The organism is Streptomyces atriruber (assembly GCF_001418325.1).
GTDB lineage: Bacteria > Actinomycetota > Actinomycetes > Streptomycetales > Streptomycetaceae > Streptomyces > Streptomyces atriruber.
The window spans coordinates 1-15,744 of the sequence record NZ_LIPN01000246.1 but is presented as its reverse complement, the minus strand read 5'-3'; the positions used below and the strand labels follow the sequence as shown (position 1 = coordinate 15,744).

The following is a 15,744-nucleotide window of genomic DNA, read 5'->3' as shown; positions in this document are numbered from 1 at the left end:
CGCTCCCATGAACGATTACGATCCACATCCATGAGCGCGCCTGAACAGACCGAGCCGACGGCACCGAGCGACCCGACGCGGGACGGCCTCCAGGACGAGGTCACGCCGCAGGACGGCCCCACGCCCGCCGCCCGCGCCCGGCGCGCCCGCATCGCGGCGGCCTCGCTGCTGATGGCCGCGGCCGCGGTCGTGCTGGTGCTGCGGCTGGCGAGCAGGTCCTCGGTCCTCGTCGTCGGCGTCTACGGCCTGCTGCTCATCCTCTGCGGCGGGGTCATCGAGCTGAGCCGCCGGGGCCGCACCAGGCTCGGCACCTGGCTGCTGGCCGCGGGGCTCGCCGCGGCGCTGTTCATGGACGGGTTCGTGCTGTCGTAGGCCCCTCGTAAGTCCGCCCCGCGGGCGCGCGGGACCTCAGGACTCCAAGTACCGCAGCACCGCGAGGACCCGGCGGCTGTAACCGGTCGTGCGGTGCAGGCCCAGCTTGTCGAAGATCGCGTTCAGGTTCTTCTCGACCGCGCTCAGGGAGATGTGCAGCTTCTCTCCGATGGCCGCGTTGGTGTGGCCCTCGGCCAGCGCCTCCAGGACCGTGCGCTCCCTCGGCGTGAGGCGCGTCAGCGGGTCGACGTGGGTGGTGCGGATGAGCAACTGCCGTACGACTTCGGGGTCGATGGCGGCGCCACCGGCGTGCACCCGCTCCAGCGCGTCGAGGAACTCCTCGACCTGCGCGACCCGGTCCTTGAGGAGGTAGCCGACCCGCTCGGCGCTCGAAGTGAGCAGCTGCGCGGCGTAGTTGCGCTCCACGTACTGGGAGAGGACGACCACGCCGATCTCCGGGCGGAGCTCACGGATGCGCACCGCCGCGCGCAGGCCCTCGTCGGTGTGGTCGGGCGGCATCCGGATGTCGGTGACGACGACGTCGGGCGTGTGCGCCTCGACCTCGCGCAGCAGCGCGTCGGCGTCCCCCACGGCGGCGAGGACCTCGTGGCCCTCCTCGGCGAGCAGCCGGACCAGGCCCTCCCGCAGCAGGGTCGAGTCCTCGGCGAGGATTACGCGCACGGCAGCTCCGCGGTGATCGTGGTGGGACCCCCGAGGGGGCTTTCGACGTGCAGGGTGCCGTCGAGCGCGGCGACCCGGCTGCCCAGGCCGGTGAGTCCGCTGCCCGCGGGGTCGGCGCCGCCGATCCCGGTGTCGCGGACGAGGACGCGGAGCGTCGTCCCCCGCTGCTGCACACGGACGGAGATCTCCTCGGCCGCCGCGTGCTTGGCGGCGTTGTTCACGGCCTCCGACACGACGAAGTACGCGGCCGTCTCGACGGCGGAGGGCAGCGGATCCGGTACGTCGTACTCCATGCGCACCGGCACCGCGCACCGCTCCGACACCCCGCCGAGCGCCTCGCGCAACCCCAGGCTGTCGAGCGCGGTGGGGTAGACCCGCCAGGCCACCTCGCGCAGCTCGGTGAGGACCTCCTGGGCCTCCTTGTGGGCCTGTTCGAGCAGGGCGTCGGCCCGCTCGGGGGCGCGGCCGCGGCGGGCCCGGCCGAGCAGCATGGCGAGGGCCACGAGCCGCTGCTGCACGCCGTCGTGCAGATCGCGCTCGACGCGCCGCCGCTCCACGTCGACGGCCCGCACCACCGCGGCCCGGCTGGTGGCCAGCTCGTCGATGCGGCGCTGGAGGAGCTCGCGCTCGGAGGGGCCGAAGCACTCGCGGGCCAGCCGGGCGTCCTGCTCGGTCAGCGCGCGCAGCCCCTGCACGGCGAGGAAGAGCAGGGTGCCGCCGAGCACGACCTGGCTGAGCACGTCCACCCAGGTCATCGAGGACCGGGTGAGCCCGACCGCGAAGATCCCCGCGAGGACGGCACCGAAGTCGACGAGACCGACCACGACCGCGCACAGCAGCCCGGAGTACGTGCGGGCCGCGAGATAGCGCAGGATCTGCCGGTCGTCGGCGCGGTGCTCGGGGAACACGTCGCGGAAGAAGAGGGACCGGCGGCGCCGCTCCAGCGCGGTGAGCCTGCGGGCGCCCGCCGCGAGGAGTGCGTGGGCGCGCCCGCGGGTGCGCGGCCAGAGCAGGAAGGCGCCGAGCGCCGCCCCGGCCACGACGAAGTACAGCAGCCCGAGCAGGGCGGTGAGGCACCCCACGAGCACCCCGGCGACCCGCATGAGCAGCGGCGCGGCAACGGGTTCCCTCACATCGCCCGACATTAGCCGAGCCCTAGTCCGTGCGGCGGTGGCGGGCCTCGGTGGCGGCCCCCGGCCGCTTCCGGGACCGGACGCGCACCGCCACGTACACCGCGAAGGCCGCGACGACCAGGACCAGGACGGCCTTGGACAGGAGCCCCACGTACGTCTCCACCGCGTCCCACTGGTCACCCAGCCAGTACCCGGCCAGCACGAGCACGGAGTTCCAGACCAGGCTGCCCAGCGTGGTCAGGGCGAGGAAGACCGGCAGCCGCATCCGCTCCACCCCGGCGGGCACGGAGATCAGGCTGCGGAAGATCGGCACCATCCGGCCGAAGAACACGGCCTTCGTGCCGTGCTTGGCGAACCACGCCTCGGTCCGCTCCAGGTCGGAGGTCTTGACCAGCGGCAGCTTCGCCCACAGCGCGTGCATGCGCTCGCGGCCGAAGAGCACCCCGATCCCGTACAGGGCGGCGGCGCCGACCACCGAGCCGAGCGTCGTCCAGAACAGTGCGGAGGCGAGGCTGATCACTCCTTGTCCGGCGGCGAAGCCGGTCAGCGGCAGGATCACCTCGCTGGGCAGCGGCGGGAAGAGGTTCTCCAGGGCGATGGCGAGCCCCGCGCCGGGACCGCCCAGGGTGTCCACGAGGTCCGCGGCCCAGCCCGCGATGCCGCCGGCGGGTTCCTGGGGGAGGGCGAGAGTCATGAGATCCATGGGAGCAACGCTAGAAATCGCAGGTCATCGACGGTATGGGGGTTGCCGTCGGATGGGGGTGCGGAAAACCGCACCCTCGGCCCCGGCGTACGCGAAAGGGCGTTCCCGGAGACCGGGAACGCCCTTTCGGCATTCGCAAGTGCGCCGCCAGGGACTCGAACCCCGGACCCGCTGATTAAGAGTCAGCTGCTCTAACCAACTGAGCTAGCGGCGCCTGCTGACTCATAAATAGTACCTGGTCCCAAGGGGTGCTCCGGACACGCTAGATCGCGAGCGAGAGCAGCACCGGCGCCGCCCCGCGGTTCAGCGTGTCCGCGGCCTCGCGCAGCCGGTGGGCGTGCTCGACCGGCAGGGACAGGGCGAGGCAGCCGACGGCGGAGCCCGCGGTGATGGGGACGGCCGCGCAGACCGTGCCGACCGCGTACTCCTGGAGGTCCAGGACCGGGACCGTGGCGGGCTGCGACGCGAGACGGTTGAGCAGGACCTGCTCGTTCGTGATCGTCCGGGAGGTGAGGCGGGCCATCTTGTGGCGGGAGAGGTGGTCCCGGCGGCCGTTCACGTCGAGCTGGGTGAGCAGGCTCTTGCCGACCGCGCTGGCGTGCGCGGAGGAGCGGAAGTCCACCCATTCGTTGACCGCGGGGGTGCCGGGGCCCGCCGCGAACTCGGTGACGCGGACCTCGCCGTCCACGTACCGGCTGATGTAGACCGCGGCGCCGATGGAGTCGCGCAGCCCGTCCAGGGTGCGCTGCAGCTTCTCGCGGAGCGCCGCCGCGTGGTGGCGGGTCGAGCCGAGGCGGCTGAGGGTCTCCCCGGTGACGTACGCACCGCCGTCGGTGAGCTCTTCGACGTACCCCTCGCTGGTCAGCATGCGCAGCAGGGGGGTGAGCTGGGCCAGGGGCACTCCGGTGTCGCGGGCGATCCGGGCCGCGGTCACTCCGGTGCTGTGCCGGGCGACGGTCTCGAGCACCCGCAGGGCGCTCTGGACGGAGCGGTGCGGCGTGATCGCCTCGTGCTGCATCGCCACGGCTTCCCCCTGCGTGGAACTGTTCCGGACAGTCGGGCTCCGTACCACGATAACCGTCAAGTGACGTATTCGGAGCGTCTGTTGAGGAGATTGGCGGCGCGCTCCTGATCCGTCATCAGGAACGCGCCACTCTGGCATATGCCCAGGTCATGCCCGTGACCGTGGGCCCGCCTCAACCGTCACAGCACCGCGCTGAGGAACTCGCGGGTGCGCTCGTGCTCCGGCTCCGTGAAGATCTTCTCCGGGGTCCCGGACTCGATGACCCGACCCGAGTCGAACATCAGTACCTGGTCGGAGATGTCCCGGGCGAAGTTCATCTCGTGCGTCACGCACAGCATCGTGATGTCCGTGGTGTGCGCGATGTCGCGGAGCACGTCCAGGACGCCCGCCACCAGCTCCGGGTCGAGCGCGGACGTCACCTCGTCGAGCAGCAGCACCTGCGGGCGCATCGCCAGGGCCCGCGCGATGGCGACGCGCTGCTGCTGGCCGCCGGAGAGCTGCGTCGGATAGGCGTCGCAGCGGTCGCCGAGCCCCACCATGTCCAGCAGCTCGCGGGCCCGCACCTCGGCCTCGTCCTTGGACATGCCGAGGACGGAGACGGGCGCCTCGGTGATGTTCCGCAGCACCTTCATGTTCGGGAAGAGGTTGAACTGCTGGAACACCATCCCGATGTTCTTGCGGACCTCACGGACGTGCTTCTCGCCCGCGGGCACGAGCTTGCCGTTCTTCTCCTCGTGGGTGAGGTACTTGCCGCCGACCTTGATCGTGCCCTGCTCCGGCTTCACCAGCGTCATCAGGAGCCGCAGGATCGTGGTCTTGCCGGAACCGGAGGGCCCGATCAGCGTCACGTGCTTGCCGGAGGCGACGGAGAAGTCCAGCTCGTCGAGGACGACGTTGGAGCCGTAGCGCTTGACGACCTTGTCGAAGCGGATCAGCTCGCTGCCGTCGACGGCCGGATTGGGGATTTCCTGGGAAGTGCTGTTGTCAGCGGACAAGGCGACGCTCCAAAACTCGCAGAAGAAGAGAGGCCGGGTAGGCGATGACGATGAAGGCGACACCGACCACACTGATCGCCTCGAAGGTGAAGGTCGTCTGGCTGTAGTTCTGGGCCTGGCCCAGCATGTCGAGCGCGCCGATGGCCGCCATCTGCGGCGATTCCTTCAGCATGACGATCACGTAGTTGCCGAGCGCGGGGATGACCCTGCGGACCGCCTGCGGCAGGACGACGGCCGTCCAGGTGCGGCGCTTGGAGAGGCTGAGCGCGGTCGCCGCCTCCCACTGGCCCGCCGGTACGCCCTCGATGCCTGCCCGGTAGACCTCCGAGGTGTACGTCGAGTAGTGCAGCCCCAGGCCCACGATGCCCGTGGTGAGCGGAGACATGGAAGGGCCCCACTCGGGCACCACGTAGAACAGGAAGAACAGCTGCACCAGGAGCGGGGTGTTCCGGATGAACTCGGTGACCATCGTCACCGGCCAGCGGATCCACTTCTTCGGCGAGCGCTGGGCGACCGCCCAGACCAGACCGAGGGAGAAGGCGATCAAGGAGCCGAAGAGCAGCGCCTTGAGGGTGAGCTCCACGCCGTCCCAGAAGAGCGGCATGAATTCGTCGACGTGATCCCAGTTCCAGTTCACTTGGCACCCCCCGTGCCCGAGACGACGTCGATCGACGACTTGGAGCGCAGCCCGCCGAAGAGGCTCGTCTTCTCCGTCGTCTGTCCCACCCGCTTCTTGGCGTGCCGCTCCAGGAGCCGCATGCCGCGCGTGAGGATGAACGCGAAGACGAAGTACAGGGCGAGCAGCAGCGTGTAGATCGGTGCGCTCTCGTTCTTGACGAGCCGCAGCAGGTCACCGGCGAACGTCATGTCGGCCACCGCGATGAGGGACACCAGCGAGGTGCCCTTCAGGAGCTCGATGAGCAGGTTGTTGAACGGCGGGATCATCTCCGGCCAGGCCTGCGGGAGCTCGATGCGGCGCAGCCGCTGCAGCGGGGTGAAGTTCAGGGCGATGCCCGCCTCGCGCTGCGCGGGCGGCACCGCGGCGAGCGCGCCGCGCACGATCTCGGAGGCGTACGCTCCGTAGGTGATGCCGAGCGCGAGCACGCCCGCGAACATCGGCTGGAAGCTGATGTTGAACAGCGGCGGCACCGTGAACGCGATCCAGAACATGAAGACCAGCGACGACGTGCTGCGGAAGATCTCGAAGTAGGCCCCGGCGAGGAACCGCACGATCCACAGCCGCGACGTGCGCAGCACACCGATCGGGAAGGCGATCACGAAGGCGAGGGCGGCGCTGAGGAACGTGACCTGGACGGTGATCCAGATGCCCGGCAGGAACCAGTTCTCGAAGAACTGCGACGACATCATGACGAGGCGCCCTTCGCCGGGGGACACAGCTTTTCCACGGTCAGCTTCGTCATCTCGGTCTCGGTGAAGCCGAACGGCTTCACGATCCGCAGGAGTTCACCGCTGTCCTTGAGCTTGTGCAGCTCCTTGTTGAAGGCGTCCCGCAGGTTCTTCTCGGAGGGCCGGAAGGCGAAGCCGCCCGCGCCGTAGGCAGGCTTGCCGTCGACTATGGGCTGGAAGGCCTCCGTCGCCTCGACCCGCGCGTTGTTCTTGATCACCGTGCGCACGGTGACGTTGGTGCCGGCGAAGGCGTCCACCCGGCCCTGGGCCACGGCATCCATCCCCGCCACCTGATCGGGCAGGATGAGGACGTCCTTCACGCCGGCGGCCTCGGCGTAGGCGATCTCCGCGTAGGCGGTGCCGCTCGCCAGCTTCAGACCCTTCTTGGCGATGTCGTCGTAGTCCTTGATGCCGTGCGGGTTGCCCTTCTTCACGATGAAGGAGTCGAGCATCAGGTAGTCGGGGTCGGAGAACAGCACCTGGGCGCAGCGGACCGGCGTGATGTACATCCCCGCCGACACCACGTCGAACTGCCGGGCCTGTGTGAGACCGGGGATCAGGGCGCCGAACTTGGTGGGCACCGCCTCCACCTTGGGTACGCCGAGGCGGGGGAAGATGACCTTGGCGATCGCCGGTGCCTCGCCCGTGACCTCGCCGTTCTCGTCGATGTATCCGAACGGGACCTCGCCCGCGACACCGATCCTGACCGTGCCGCTGTCGCGCAGGCGGTCCAGCAGATCGCCCCCCTCAACCTTCCCCTCGTCGGGAACGCGGCTGCATGCCGACGCCCCGAATACGCCCAGAGCCGCCCCGCCCGCTCCGGTGAGCAGCGCGCGGCGGCGCACCGCTCTGCCTGTGAATCCCTCGTTGTTCCCAAGTGGTGGAGCCATGGGCGCGCGGCTACCCGACTCCAAGCGAGTTATGCCGATGAATTCAGGCCCCTGGTGCAATCGTTGTGCCCTTGACCCAGGGAGGAGCATGGGACACATGGCAGAGCGATTCATCGAAGTCTCCCTCGCCAAGCGAGGGGTTCAGTGCACGGCAAAACTGCTCGACGACCGGGCTCCGGTGACCTGCGCGGCGGTGTGGGAGGCACTGCCGCTCGGCTCGGACGTCTATCACGCGAAGTATGCGCGCAACGAGATCTATGCCCTCTTTCCGGCCTTTGCGGACCGTGAGCCGCCGCTGGAGAATCCGACCGTCACACCCATCCCGGGAGATCTCTGTTATTTCTCCTTCTCCGGGACGGAACTGGGCACCCAGGCGTACGGGTACGAGGCGGAGGCCGACGTACGGGCGGGCACCACCGTCGTCGACCTCGCCCTCTTCTACGAACGCAACAACCTGCTCCTGAACGGTGACGTCGGCTGGGTCCCCGGCATCGTCTGGGGCCAGATCGTCGAAGGCCTCGACCGGATGGCCGAGGCCTGCAACGACCTGTGGCGCGCGGGCGCACAGGGCGAGACGCTGAACTTCCGCCGCGCCTGAGGCGTGTTCAGCCGAGTGCGGGCGGCGCGATCGTCGCGCTGCCCGACTCGTACAGCGCGTGCGCGGCACGGAGCACCACCGTGTCCGCGTGCCGCGCCCCCACGATCTGCACCCCGATGGGCAGGCCGTCGCCGTCGACCCCGCAGGGCACCGTCGCGGCGGGCTGCTGGGTCAGGTTGAAGGGGTACGTGAACGGGGTCCAGCCGGTCCAGCGCCGGTGCCCCGACCCCTTCGGCACCTCGACGCCCGCCTCGAACGCCGTGATCGGCAGCGTCGGCGTGACCAGCAGGTCGTACGCCGAGTGGAAGCGGCCCATGCGGCGCCCGAGGTCCATGCGGATGTCGACGGCCGCGAGGTAGTCCAGCGCGCTGTACCGCGCGCCCTGCCCGCAGACCTCCCGCAGCCCCGGGTCGAGCAACTCCCGTTGCGCGGGCGACAGATGCTGCACGACGCGCGCCGCCCCGCTGAACCACAGGGTGTGGAAGGCCTCCACCGGATCGGAGAAGTCGGGGTCGGCCTCCTCGACGTACGCCCCCTGCGCGGCGAGCGACTCCACCGCCCCGCGCACCGCCGCCGCGACGGCGGGACGCACCGCGACCTGCCCGCCCAGCGAAGGGGAGTAGGCGACGCGCAGCCCGCGCACGCCCCCGTCCAGGCCTGTCCGGAAGCTCCCCGCCACGGGACCCAGCTGCGACCAGTCGCGGTCGTCGGGGCCCGTGATGACCTCCATCATCAGGGCCGCGTCCGCGGCGTCGCGCGTCATCGGCCCGACGTGGGCGAGCGTGCCGAACGGGCTCGCGGGATACAGCGGCACCCGGCCGTACGTCGGCTTCAGCGCGAAGATCCCGCAGAACGAGGCCGGGATCCGCACCGAGCCGCCGCCGTCCGTGCCGAGCGAAAGGGGGCCCGCGCCGACCGCCACGGCGGCCGCGCTGCCCCCGCTGGAACCGCCCGACGTGCGCGACGGATCATGCGGATTCCGGGTGACACCGCTCTGCGGTCCGTCCGTCACGCCCTTCCAGCCGAACTCCGGTGTGGTGGTCCGCCCGATGAACACCGCGCCGTGCTCGCGCAGCCGGGCGACCGAGGGCGCGTCCTCGTTCCACTTGCCCTCCGGGCGCACCGTCCGCGAGCCGCGCAGCGTCGGCTCGCCGCGCAGCAGGAGCAGATCCTTCACCGACACCGGAACGCCGTCCACCAGGCCCTGCGGCGCACCCCGCCGCCACCGCTCCGTACTGGCCTCGGCCTGCGACAACGCCGAATCCTGGGCGATGCGCACGAAGGCGTTCACCGCCGGCTGGGTCCGCTCGGCCCGGCGCAAGGCGGCACGGACCGCATCGACCGGACTGAATTCGCCCTTGCGATAGCCGTCGACGAGTTGTACGGCCGTGAGATCCGCGAGCTCGGTCATGCAGGCTCCTCAGCAGACGGGGTGATCAATGACCTGGGACATACCCACGTTCCTTGTCGACCACGTTCGTCAGCGGCCGGTCCGCCGCCCATGCCTCGAACAGCTCGACGAACTGCGCTCCCAGCGCGTCGCGCCAGCCGATCGTGTCGCCGCTCATGTGCGGGGAGACGAGCAGCCCCGGCGTCGTCCACAGCGGGCTGTCCGCGGGCAGCGGCTCGTTCTCGAACACGTCGAGGGCGGCGCCCGCGATCCACCGCTTGGACAGGGCCTCGACCAGGTCGTCCTCGACGACGAGGGGCCCGCGCCCGATGTTGATGAACCGAGCCGACGGCTGCATGAAGCCGAAGCGGCGGGCGTCGAACATGCCCCGCGTGTCGTCCGTGAGCGGCGCCGCGCACACCACCCAGTCGGCCCGCGCCATCAGCCGGTCGAGCTCGTCCGCGCCGTGCACCCCGGGCCGCGCCGTGCGGCCCACCAGGGCGGTGATGATGCCGAGCCCCTTCAGCGTGCGCACGATGGCCCGCCCGATGGGCCCCGAACCGATCACGCACGCGCGCGTGCCCGCGATCCGCTGGGTCTCGCGGTGGCGCCAGGAGCGCTCGCGCTGCAGCTCCAGGGTGCGCGGCAGATCCTTGGCCATGGCAAGCACCAGCGCGGCCACGTACTCCGCGATCGGCTGGTCGAAGACGCCCCGGGCGTTCGTCACCACGGTGTCGGACGAGGCGAGTTCGGGGCACATCAGATGGTCCACGCCCGCGCTCGCGGTGTGCACCCAGCGGGGCCGCGGCCCCGAGCCGGGCCAGGCGCGGCGCACCGCGTCCGAGGTGAAGTCCCAGACCAACAGCGCGTCGGCGAGGGGCAGTCGTTCGGCCAGCGTGGCCTCGTCGGCGTGCAGGATCCGGGCCTGCCCGGCCAGGCTGCCGAGGCGTGGCGGCGGGGTCGGTGGCTCGGCGTCAAGGACGAGGACGGTCGTTTCGGAAACCGACGGGACACCGTTTCGCAATGAGATTCCGCTTCCCTGTTCAGAGGTACGGCCGAGCCCCGTCAGAAAGTCGGCTCAGCCGTCTGAGATGTGCGGATTGACCACGCTCGCACCCGAACCTACCTTCGTCAACAGAGGCACTGCTGTACCGGCTCTCCAAGAACCAGTACTCTCCGTGCAGCCGCTAGCACACGCTGTGTCGGTTCGTCCGCGCAGCCACTCCCCGTCCCGACGTCCCGGCGCGTCGCCGGCATCGCTCGTCCCCGGCCCCCGGCCGGTCCCTGAACCCACGCACGAACTTGGGGACTGCTCATGGACGTCTCTTTTCTCGGCGGACCGCACCCACAGCGAGGTGTAGGTGTCGTCGCCCCCTTCGACTTCGTCCTCGACCGCGAACTGTGGCGCTGGATCCCGGACGAGGTCTCCCTCCATCTGACCCGGACGCCGTACGTACCCGTGGAGGTCAGCCTCGACCTCGCGCGCCTGGTCAGCGAGCACGAGACCCTCGCCGAGGCGGTCCGCGCACTCACCGCCGCCGAGCCCGAAGTCCTGGCGTACGCCTGTACGTCGGGCAGCTTCGTCGGCGGTACACCGGGTGAACGCGCGATGTGCGAGGCCATGACCCGCGAGGGCGCGGTCGCCGCGGTGACCACATCGGGCGCACTCCTGGAAGCCCTCGACGAACTGGGCGCGCGGCGCGTCGCGCTCGTCACGCCCTACACCTGGTCGGTCACCCAGTCCCTGGAGGAGTACCTGGCGGAGGCGGGGGCGGCCGTTGCGGGACGCGCCTATCTCGGTCTCACCCGGCACATCTGGAAGGTGCCCTACCGGGACGTGGCCGACATGGCCCGCCGCGCGGTCCGCGGCAGCGAAGGCGGCGTGGACTGCCTCTTCATCAGCTGCACGAACCTCCCGACGTACGACGTGATCCCGCAACTGGAAGCGGAACTGCGCATGCCGGTGATCTCCGCGAACCAGGTGACGATGTGGTCGGCGCTGCGTCGACTGGGTACGCGTGCGGTAGGGCCCTATCAGGCGCTGATCGATCCGACGGCGAGGCCGGGCGCGAGTCCGCCGCTGAACCCGCCGGCGCCGCCCCAGGGCCTGCCCGAAGTACCACCCGCAGAAGGAGGAGGCTGGACGTGACGGCACTCGGATTTCTCTACCCGGGGCACTCGGCCGAGGACGACTATCCCCGCATGGAGCAGATGCTCGGCAGCGACATCCGGCTGCAGGTCGTCCACACGGACATCGGTGAGGACGCGCACCGGGTCGACGCGCTGCTCGAAATGGGCTCGGCCGACCGGCTCGCCGCGGGCGTCGAGGAGCTGCGGCTCTCCGGCGCCGAGGCGGTGGTGTGGGCGTGCACCAGCGCCAGCTTCGTCTTCGGCTGGCAGGGCGCGCACGACCAGGTCCGCAAGCTGGCCGTGGCGGCCGGGCTGCCCGCCTCGTCGACGTCGTTCGCCTTCGCCCACGCCGCGCGCGAGGTGGGAGCCGCCCGCGTCGCGGTCGCCGCGACGTATCCGGAGGACGTGGCCGGGCACTTCTCGGCCTTCCTGAAGGACGGGGGCGTGGAGGTCGTGGCGGTCAGGGGGAGCGGCATCATCACGGCGGCCGAGGTGGGCACGTGGGGCCGCGACGAGGTCTTCGCGCTGGCCCGCGCGGGCGACCACCCGGACGCCGAGGCGCTGCTCCTGCCGGACACGGCCCTGCACACGGCGGCGTACGTCCGCGACCTGGAGGCCGACCTCCGCAAGCCCGTCCTGACGGCGAACCAGGTCACGGTCTGGGAGGCCCTGCGGCTGGCCCAGCGCAGGGTGAACGCACCGGCGCTGGGCGCCCTCTTCACGAAGGAGCCGCTGGTCCAGGCCGGGAAGTAGACGGCCGGGCGGTCACGGGCTGAGGATCAGTCTGACCACCGTTAACGTCTGGACCGACCCGGAGACGTAGTAGAGGACGATGGCGCCGTCGACGGTCGCCTCCCTGCGGTCCGGGTCGTCCCGTACGGGCGTGGAGCCGTGGCCGTACGGATACCGGCCCAGGGTGCGGGAGAGGGTGGCGCGGAACGCGTCGGCGTCGCCCATCTTGGCGAGGGTGTCGTCGGCGGGCGGCGCGTAGGTGACGCGGTGGGCCCTGCGGTGGCGGGGGCTCACGACGTGCCCCGCCGCTCGGCCTCGTCGGAGGCCAGCCGGGCGAGGCGGGCCTCGGCGTCGGGATCGGGCACGGCCTCCAGCATCCAGTGCCGCATCACCGCGTGGATCTCGTCGATCCCCGCCGCGTTGATGTCCCGGTCGAACTCCGCGCGCCGGTCCTTTGGCAGGGCGGCGCGGATGTCGGGGATGGTGTTGGGCACCTCGACCTCGACTCCGTCGACGAGGGTCTTCAGGGGATCAGCCATGGCCAGCACCGTAGTCGGGCGGCCGTGCCGACGTGCCGCCGAGTGGGGGAATAAAACGGAGTGAGCCTCCTGTTCCCGGTTCCGTAGCCACGAGAGCCACGAGACGACGTATGTACGCAGTGCAGGAGGCACCCCAAGTGACAGTGGACCCGACCGACGACGGCATCCGCGGCGAGCGGCACGGCACCGCGCCCGTGCCCCTGTCCGTCCTCGACCTCGTCACCGTCGGCGCGGGGCGCACCGCCACCGACGCCCTGCGCACCAGCGTCGACATCGCCAGGCTGGCCGAGGCCCGCGGCTACCACCGCTACTGGGTCGCCGAGCACCACTCCATGCCCGGCGTCGCCTCCTCGTCCCCGGCCGTGATCCTCGCCCACCTCGCCGCCCACACCGCACGCATCCGGCTCGGCTCGGGCGGCGTCATGCTGCCCAACCACGCCCCGCTCGTCATCGCCGAGCAGTTCGGCACCCTGGAGGCGATGGCCCCGGGCCGCGTCGACCTGGGCCTCGGCCGCGCCCCCGGCACGGACGGCGCCACCGCCGCCGCCCTGCGCCGCACCGAGCGGCTGGGCGAAGGCGCCGACGAGTTCCCGCAGCAGCTCGCCGAGCTCACGCGCTTCCTGGACGACGACTTCCCCGACGGCCACCCCTACCGCCGCATCCACGCCGTCCCCGGCCCCGTCCAGGCGACCTCGCCCGGCGGCGTCCAGTCCCCGCACCGCCCGCCGATCTGGCTGCTCGGCTCCTCCGGCTTCAGCGCCCGCCTCGCGGGCGCCCTCGGCCTGCCGTTCGCCTTCGCGCACCACTTCTCCGCGCAGAACACGATCCCGGCGCTCGACCTCTACCGCGAGTCGTTCAAGCCCTCCGCGCTCCTTGACGCCCCCTACGCCCTCATCGGCGTCTCGGCGCTCGCGACCGAGGACGAGAACGAGGCCCGCCGCCAGGTCATGGCCGCCGCCCTGAACATGGTCCGCCTGCGCACCGGCCGCCCCGGCCTCGTGCCCACCCCCGAGGAGGCGGAGGCGCACCGGTTCAGCGAGATGGAGCGGGAGTTCATCACCAGCTGGAACTCCAACGTCGTCCACGGCACCCCCGACCAGGTCCGCAGCGGCCTGGACGACCTCGCCAAGCGCACCGGCGCCGACGAGCTGATGCTCACGGCCAACGCCCACAGCGGCGAGGCGCGCCTGCGCAGCTACGACCTGATCGCGGACGCGTACGGCCTGCCGAAGGCGTAGCCATTCCCCTTGCCGGAGGGGGCGACGGCTCAGGCGGCCCCCTTCAGCAGTATGGAGATACGATCCGCCGCGACCGGCCGGGAGTAGAGCCAGCCCTGTCCCGTGTCACAGCCGATCCGCCGCAGGCGGGTGGCCTGCGCGGCGGTCTCCACGCACTCGGCGGTCACCGTCAGGCCCAGCCGGTGGGCGAGCTGCACCATCGCCTCGACGATGACCTCGTCGGCGGGGTTGGTGTGCTCCTCGCCCTCCTCGTACTGGAAACCCCGTACGAAGGAGCCGTCCAGCTTGAGGACGGAGACGGGGAGCCGGCTGAGGTACGCGAGGTTCGAGTAGCCCGTCCCGAAGTCGTCGATGGCGATCCGCACGCCCATGTCGCTGAGCGCCTGCAGCGCCTGGAGCGGGCGGCCCGCCGACCCCATCACGGCGGACTCGGTGAGCTCCAGCTGCAGGAGGTGGGCCGGGAGTCCGGTCTCGGCGAGGATCTCCGCGACGTCGGCGACCAGGTCCGAGTCCCACACCTGCCGCACCGCCACGTTGACGCTGACGAACACCGGCTCCCGCTCCGGGTGCTCCAGCTGCCAGCGCCGGGCCTGCAGACAGGAGCTCCGCAGCACCCAGCGGCCCAGCTGCACGATCGAACCGTCTTCCTCGGCCAATCCGATGAACCGATTCGGCGTCAATAGTCCGAACTGCGGATGCTGCCAGCGCACCAGCGCCTCGACCCCGTGCAGGCCCTCGTCGTCGAGTCCCACCAACGGCTGGTACTCCAGGACGAACTCGCCGCGCTCGACCGCGGGCCGCAGCGAGCTCGCGAGGGCCTGCCGGGTCATCCGGTGGGCGTTGCGCTCGGGGTCGAACAGCGTCCAGCGGGCCTTGCCGTCGGTCTTCGCCCAGTACAGCGTGGTGTCGGCGGCCTGCATCAGGCCCGTCGTCGTGGTGCCCGCGGCGCGCCGCTCCACGACGCCGATGGACGCGGAGACGGAGAGCCGCTGCCCGGACAGGTCGAATGGTTCCTGCAGCGCCTTGAGCGTCGTGTCGGCGAGCTCGGCCAACTGGTCGGTGCCGGTCGAGTCCTCGACGAGCAGCGCGAACTCGTCGCCGCCGAGCCGCGCGACGAGCGGTGCCGTCGCCCTGCCGTACCCGGCCCGGTCGGCGCAGCGCGTGAGCCGCTCCGCGACGGCGGCGAGCAGCCGGTCGCCGACCCGGTGGCCGAGGGTGTCGTTGACCGCCTTGAACCCGTCGAGGTCGAGGTAGCAGAGCCCGATCCGGCCGGTGCTCGTGCCGTCGTACGTGCCCGCCTCCAGGGCGGTCGCGAGGCGCTCGAAGAACAGGTTGCGGTTGGGCAGCCGGGTCACCGGATCGTGCATCTGCACGTGGCGCAGCCTGGCCTGCAGCTCGCGGCGCACGCTGATGTCGGTGACGGCGAGCAGGACGGCGCCGCCCTCGCCCCGGTCGACGGGTTCCGGCATCGGCGAGACCGTGATCTGCACCCAGAGGGAGTGCCCGTCGGGGTGCTTCAGGCGCCGGGTGCAGCGCAGCTTGGCCTGCCGGCCGCGCAGCACCTCGCGGTACGCGTGCCAGGTGCGGGTGTCGGAGCCCAGATCGATCAGGTCGGCGGCGACGCGCCCGGTGAGCGCGCCTGGGGCCGCGTTGAAGAGGGCGGCCAGGGCGTCGTTGGCGCTGATGACGAGGCCGTCGCCGTCGACGACCGCGAGGGGCAGGGGCGCGGCCGCGAAGGCACCGCGGTAGTCGGACCCGTCGATTCGGCGACGCTCCGTGACGTCGGTACGGGTTCGGTCGGGTGCTGTGACCGTGGATGCGGTCCCTTCGGACGTTCCGTTCACCGCTTGCTCCCGCAGTGCAGTTTGTTGCCGGACAGGTCTCGTCGGGCGGCGGGCAGGGGGCGGGCGGC

General features: G+C 71.2%; 18 protein-coding genes and 1 tRNA gene. 5 read left to right on the top strand and 14 right to left on the bottom strand.

Annotated features, from left to right (window positions below):
- Positions 1-30: 30 nt before the first annotated feature.
- Positions 31-372, top strand: coding sequence for a hypothetical protein (locus tag AOK03_RS24510; protein WP_055567500.1), 342 nt, complete (start codon positions 31-33; stop codon positions 370-372).
- Between the two features lie 36 nt (positions 373-408).
- Here AOK03_RS24510 and AOK03_RS24505 read toward each other — a convergent pair whose 3' ends face one another.
- The 9 genes from AOK03_RS24505 to ehuB form a co-directional block, all read right to left on the bottom strand.
- Entirely contained in the window at positions 409-1,053 is a 645-nt protein-coding gene (locus AOK03_RS24505) for a response regulator transcription factor (RefSeq protein WP_055567499.1), read from the bottom strand.
- Complete coding sequence (locus AOK03_RS24500; protein WP_107098096.1) at positions 1,044-2,156, bottom strand: sensor histidine kinase; 1,113 nt, start codon at positions 2,154-2,156, stop codon at positions 1,044-1,046. The genes AOK03_RS24505 and AOK03_RS24500 overlap by 10 nt, the downstream gene beginning before the upstream one ends.
- 52 nt (positions 2,157-2,208) lie before the next feature.
- The gene (locus tag AOK03_RS24495; RefSeq protein ID WP_055567497.1) at positions 2,209-2,889 is read right to left on the bottom strand and encodes a DedA family protein; all 681 of its coding nucleotides are present in this window, start codon (positions 2,887-2,889) and stop codon (positions 2,209-2,211) included.
- Between the two features lie 140 nt (positions 2,890-3,029).
- Positions 3,030-3,103 (bottom strand) — tRNA-Lys (locus AOK03_RS24490).
- Between the two features lie 48 nt (positions 3,104-3,151).
- Positions 3,152-3,913, bottom strand: a complete 762-nt coding sequence (locus tag AOK03_RS24485; RefSeq protein WP_055567496.1) for an IclR family transcriptional regulator — start codon at positions 3,911-3,913, stop codon at positions 3,152-3,154.
- Positions 3,914-4,092: 179 nt separating this feature from the next.
- The gene (gene ehuA, locus AOK03_RS24480; protein WP_055567495.1) at positions 4,093-4,908 is read right to left on the bottom strand and encodes an ectoine/hydroxyectoine ABC transporter ATP-binding protein EhuA; all 816 of its coding nucleotides are present in this window, start codon (positions 4,906-4,908) and stop codon (positions 4,093-4,095) included.
- Positions 4,898-5,545: an ectoine/hydroxyectoine ABC transporter permease subunit EhuD gene (gene ehuD / locus AOK03_RS24475; RefSeq protein WP_055567494.1), complete on the bottom strand. Its 648-nt coding sequence runs from the start codon at positions 5,543-5,545 to the stop codon at positions 4,898-4,900. The genes ehuA and ehuD overlap by 11 nt, the downstream gene beginning before the upstream one ends.
- Complete coding sequence (gene ehuC / locus AOK03_RS24470; protein ID WP_055567521.1) at positions 5,542-6,273, bottom strand: ectoine/hydroxyectoine ABC transporter permease subunit EhuC; 732 nt, start codon at positions 6,271-6,273, stop codon at positions 5,542-5,544. Before ehuC ends, ehuD begins: the two co-directional genes overlap by 4 nt.
- The gene (ehuB, locus tag AOK03_RS24465; RefSeq protein ID WP_055567493.1) at positions 6,273-7,205 is read right to left on the bottom strand and encodes an ectoine/hydroxyectoine ABC transporter substrate-binding protein EhuB; all 933 of its coding nucleotides are present in this window, start codon (positions 7,203-7,205) and stop codon (positions 6,273-6,275) included. Before ehuB ends, ehuC begins: the two co-directional genes overlap by 1 nt.
- A 97-nt stretch (positions 7,206-7,302) precedes the next feature.
- Between ehuB and AOK03_RS24460 the strand changes: the two genes are divergently transcribed.
- Positions 7,303-7,803 (top strand): DUF3830 family protein, encoded by a 501-nt coding sequence (locus AOK03_RS24460; RefSeq protein ID WP_055567492.1) that lies wholly within the window; start codon positions 7,303-7,305, stop codon positions 7,801-7,803.
- 7 nt (positions 7,804-7,810) lie between these two features.
- Here AOK03_RS24460 and AOK03_RS24455 read toward each other — a convergent pair whose 3' ends face one another.
- Entirely contained in the window at positions 7,811-9,214 is a 1,404-nt protein-coding gene (locus tag AOK03_RS24455; protein ID WP_055567491.1) for an amidase, read from the bottom strand.
- A 25-nt stretch (positions 9,215-9,239) separates the two neighbouring features.
- On the bottom strand, positions 9,240-10,217 hold the full coding sequence (locus AOK03_RS24450) for a D-2-hydroxyacid dehydrogenase (protein WP_055567490.1): 978 nt from the start codon (positions 10,215-10,217) through the stop codon (positions 9,240-9,242).
- Positions 10,218-10,508: 291 nt separating this feature from the next.
- Here AOK03_RS24450 and AOK03_RS24445 point away from each other — a divergent pair, with 291 nt between their 5' ends.
- The gene (locus tag AOK03_RS24445) at positions 10,509-11,342 is read left to right on the top strand and encodes a maleate cis-trans isomerase family protein (protein ID WP_055567489.1); all 834 of its coding nucleotides are present in this window, start codon (positions 10,509-10,511) and stop codon (positions 11,340-11,342) included.
- The gene (locus AOK03_RS24440; protein WP_055567488.1) at positions 11,339-12,076 is read left to right on the top strand and encodes a maleate cis-trans isomerase family protein; all 738 of its coding nucleotides are present in this window, start codon (positions 11,339-11,341) and stop codon (positions 12,074-12,076) included. The genes AOK03_RS24445 and AOK03_RS24440 overlap by 4 nt, the downstream gene beginning before the upstream one ends.
- Before the next feature lie 12 nt (positions 12,077-12,088).
- On the opposite strand, the gene AOK03_RS24435 is transcribed toward AOK03_RS24440, so the two are convergent.
- Both AOK03_RS24435 and AOK03_RS24430 read right to left on the bottom strand, forming a co-directional pair.
- Positions 12,089-12,280: a hypothetical protein gene (locus AOK03_RS24435; RefSeq protein WP_055567520.1), complete on the bottom strand. Its 192-nt coding sequence runs from the start codon at positions 12,278-12,280 to the stop codon at positions 12,089-12,091.
- A gap of 65 nt (positions 12,281-12,345) precedes the next feature.
- Positions 12,346-12,594, bottom strand: a complete 249-nt coding sequence (locus AOK03_RS24430) for a hypothetical protein (RefSeq protein ID WP_055567487.1) — start codon at positions 12,592-12,594, stop codon at positions 12,346-12,348.
- 137 nt (positions 12,595-12,731) lie between these two features.
- On the opposite strand from AOK03_RS24430, the gene AOK03_RS24425 reads away from it, so the two are divergent.
- Positions 12,732-13,832 carry an LLM class flavin-dependent oxidoreductase gene (locus tag AOK03_RS24425; RefSeq protein ID WP_244177720.1) on the top strand — a complete coding sequence of 367 codons (1,101 nt, stop codon included), beginning with the start codon at positions 12,732-12,734 and terminating at the stop codon, positions 13,830-13,832.
- Positions 13,833-13,861: 29 nt separating this feature from the next.
- On the opposite strand, the gene AOK03_RS24420 is transcribed toward AOK03_RS24425, so the two are convergent.
- Positions 13,862-15,676 carry a putative bifunctional diguanylate cyclase/phosphodiesterase gene (locus tag AOK03_RS24420; RefSeq protein ID WP_055567485.1) on the bottom strand — a complete coding sequence of 605 codons (1,815 nt, stop codon included), beginning with the start codon at positions 15,674-15,676 and terminating at the stop codon, positions 13,862-13,864.
- Positions 15,677-15,744 lie beyond the last annotated feature (68 nt).

Coding starts and splice junctions, on each gene's coding strand:
- AOK03_RS24510 (WP_055567500.1), top strand. CDS start 31: ATGAGCGCGCCTGAACAGACCGAGCCGACGGCACCGAGCGACCCGACG.
- AOK03_RS24500 (WP_107098096.1), bottom strand. CDS start 2,156: ATGCGGGTCGCCGGGGTGCTCGTGGGGTGCCTCACCGCCCTGCTCGGG.
- AOK03_RS24495 (WP_055567497.1), bottom strand. CDS start 2,889: ATGGATCTCATGACTCTCGCCCTCCCCCAGGAACCCGCCGGCGGCATC.
- ehuC (WP_055567521.1), bottom strand. CDS start 6,273: ATGTCGTCGCAGTTCTTCGAGAACTGGTTCCTGCCGGGCATCTGGATC.
- ehuB (WP_055567493.1), bottom strand. CDS start 7,205: ATGGCTCCACCACTTGGGAACAACGAGGGATTCACAGGCAGAGCGGTG.
- AOK03_RS24460 (WP_055567492.1), top strand. CDS start 7,303: ATGGCAGAGCGATTCATCGAAGTCTCCCTCGCCAAGCGAGGGGTTCAG.
- AOK03_RS24455 (WP_055567491.1), bottom strand. CDS start 9,214: ATGACCGAGCTCGCGGATCTCACGGCCGTACAACTCGTCGACGGCTAT.
- AOK03_RS24445 (WP_055567489.1), top strand. CDS start 10,509: ATGGACGTCTCTTTTCTCGGCGGACCGCACCCACAGCGAGGTGTAGGT.
- AOK03_RS24435 (WP_055567520.1), bottom strand. CDS start 12,280: ATGGGCGACGCCGACGCGTTCCGCGCCACCCTCTCCCGCACCCTGGGC.
- AOK03_RS24430 (WP_055567487.1), bottom strand. CDS start 12,594: ATGGCTGATCCCCTGAAGACCCTCGTCGACGGAGTCGAGGTCGAGGTG.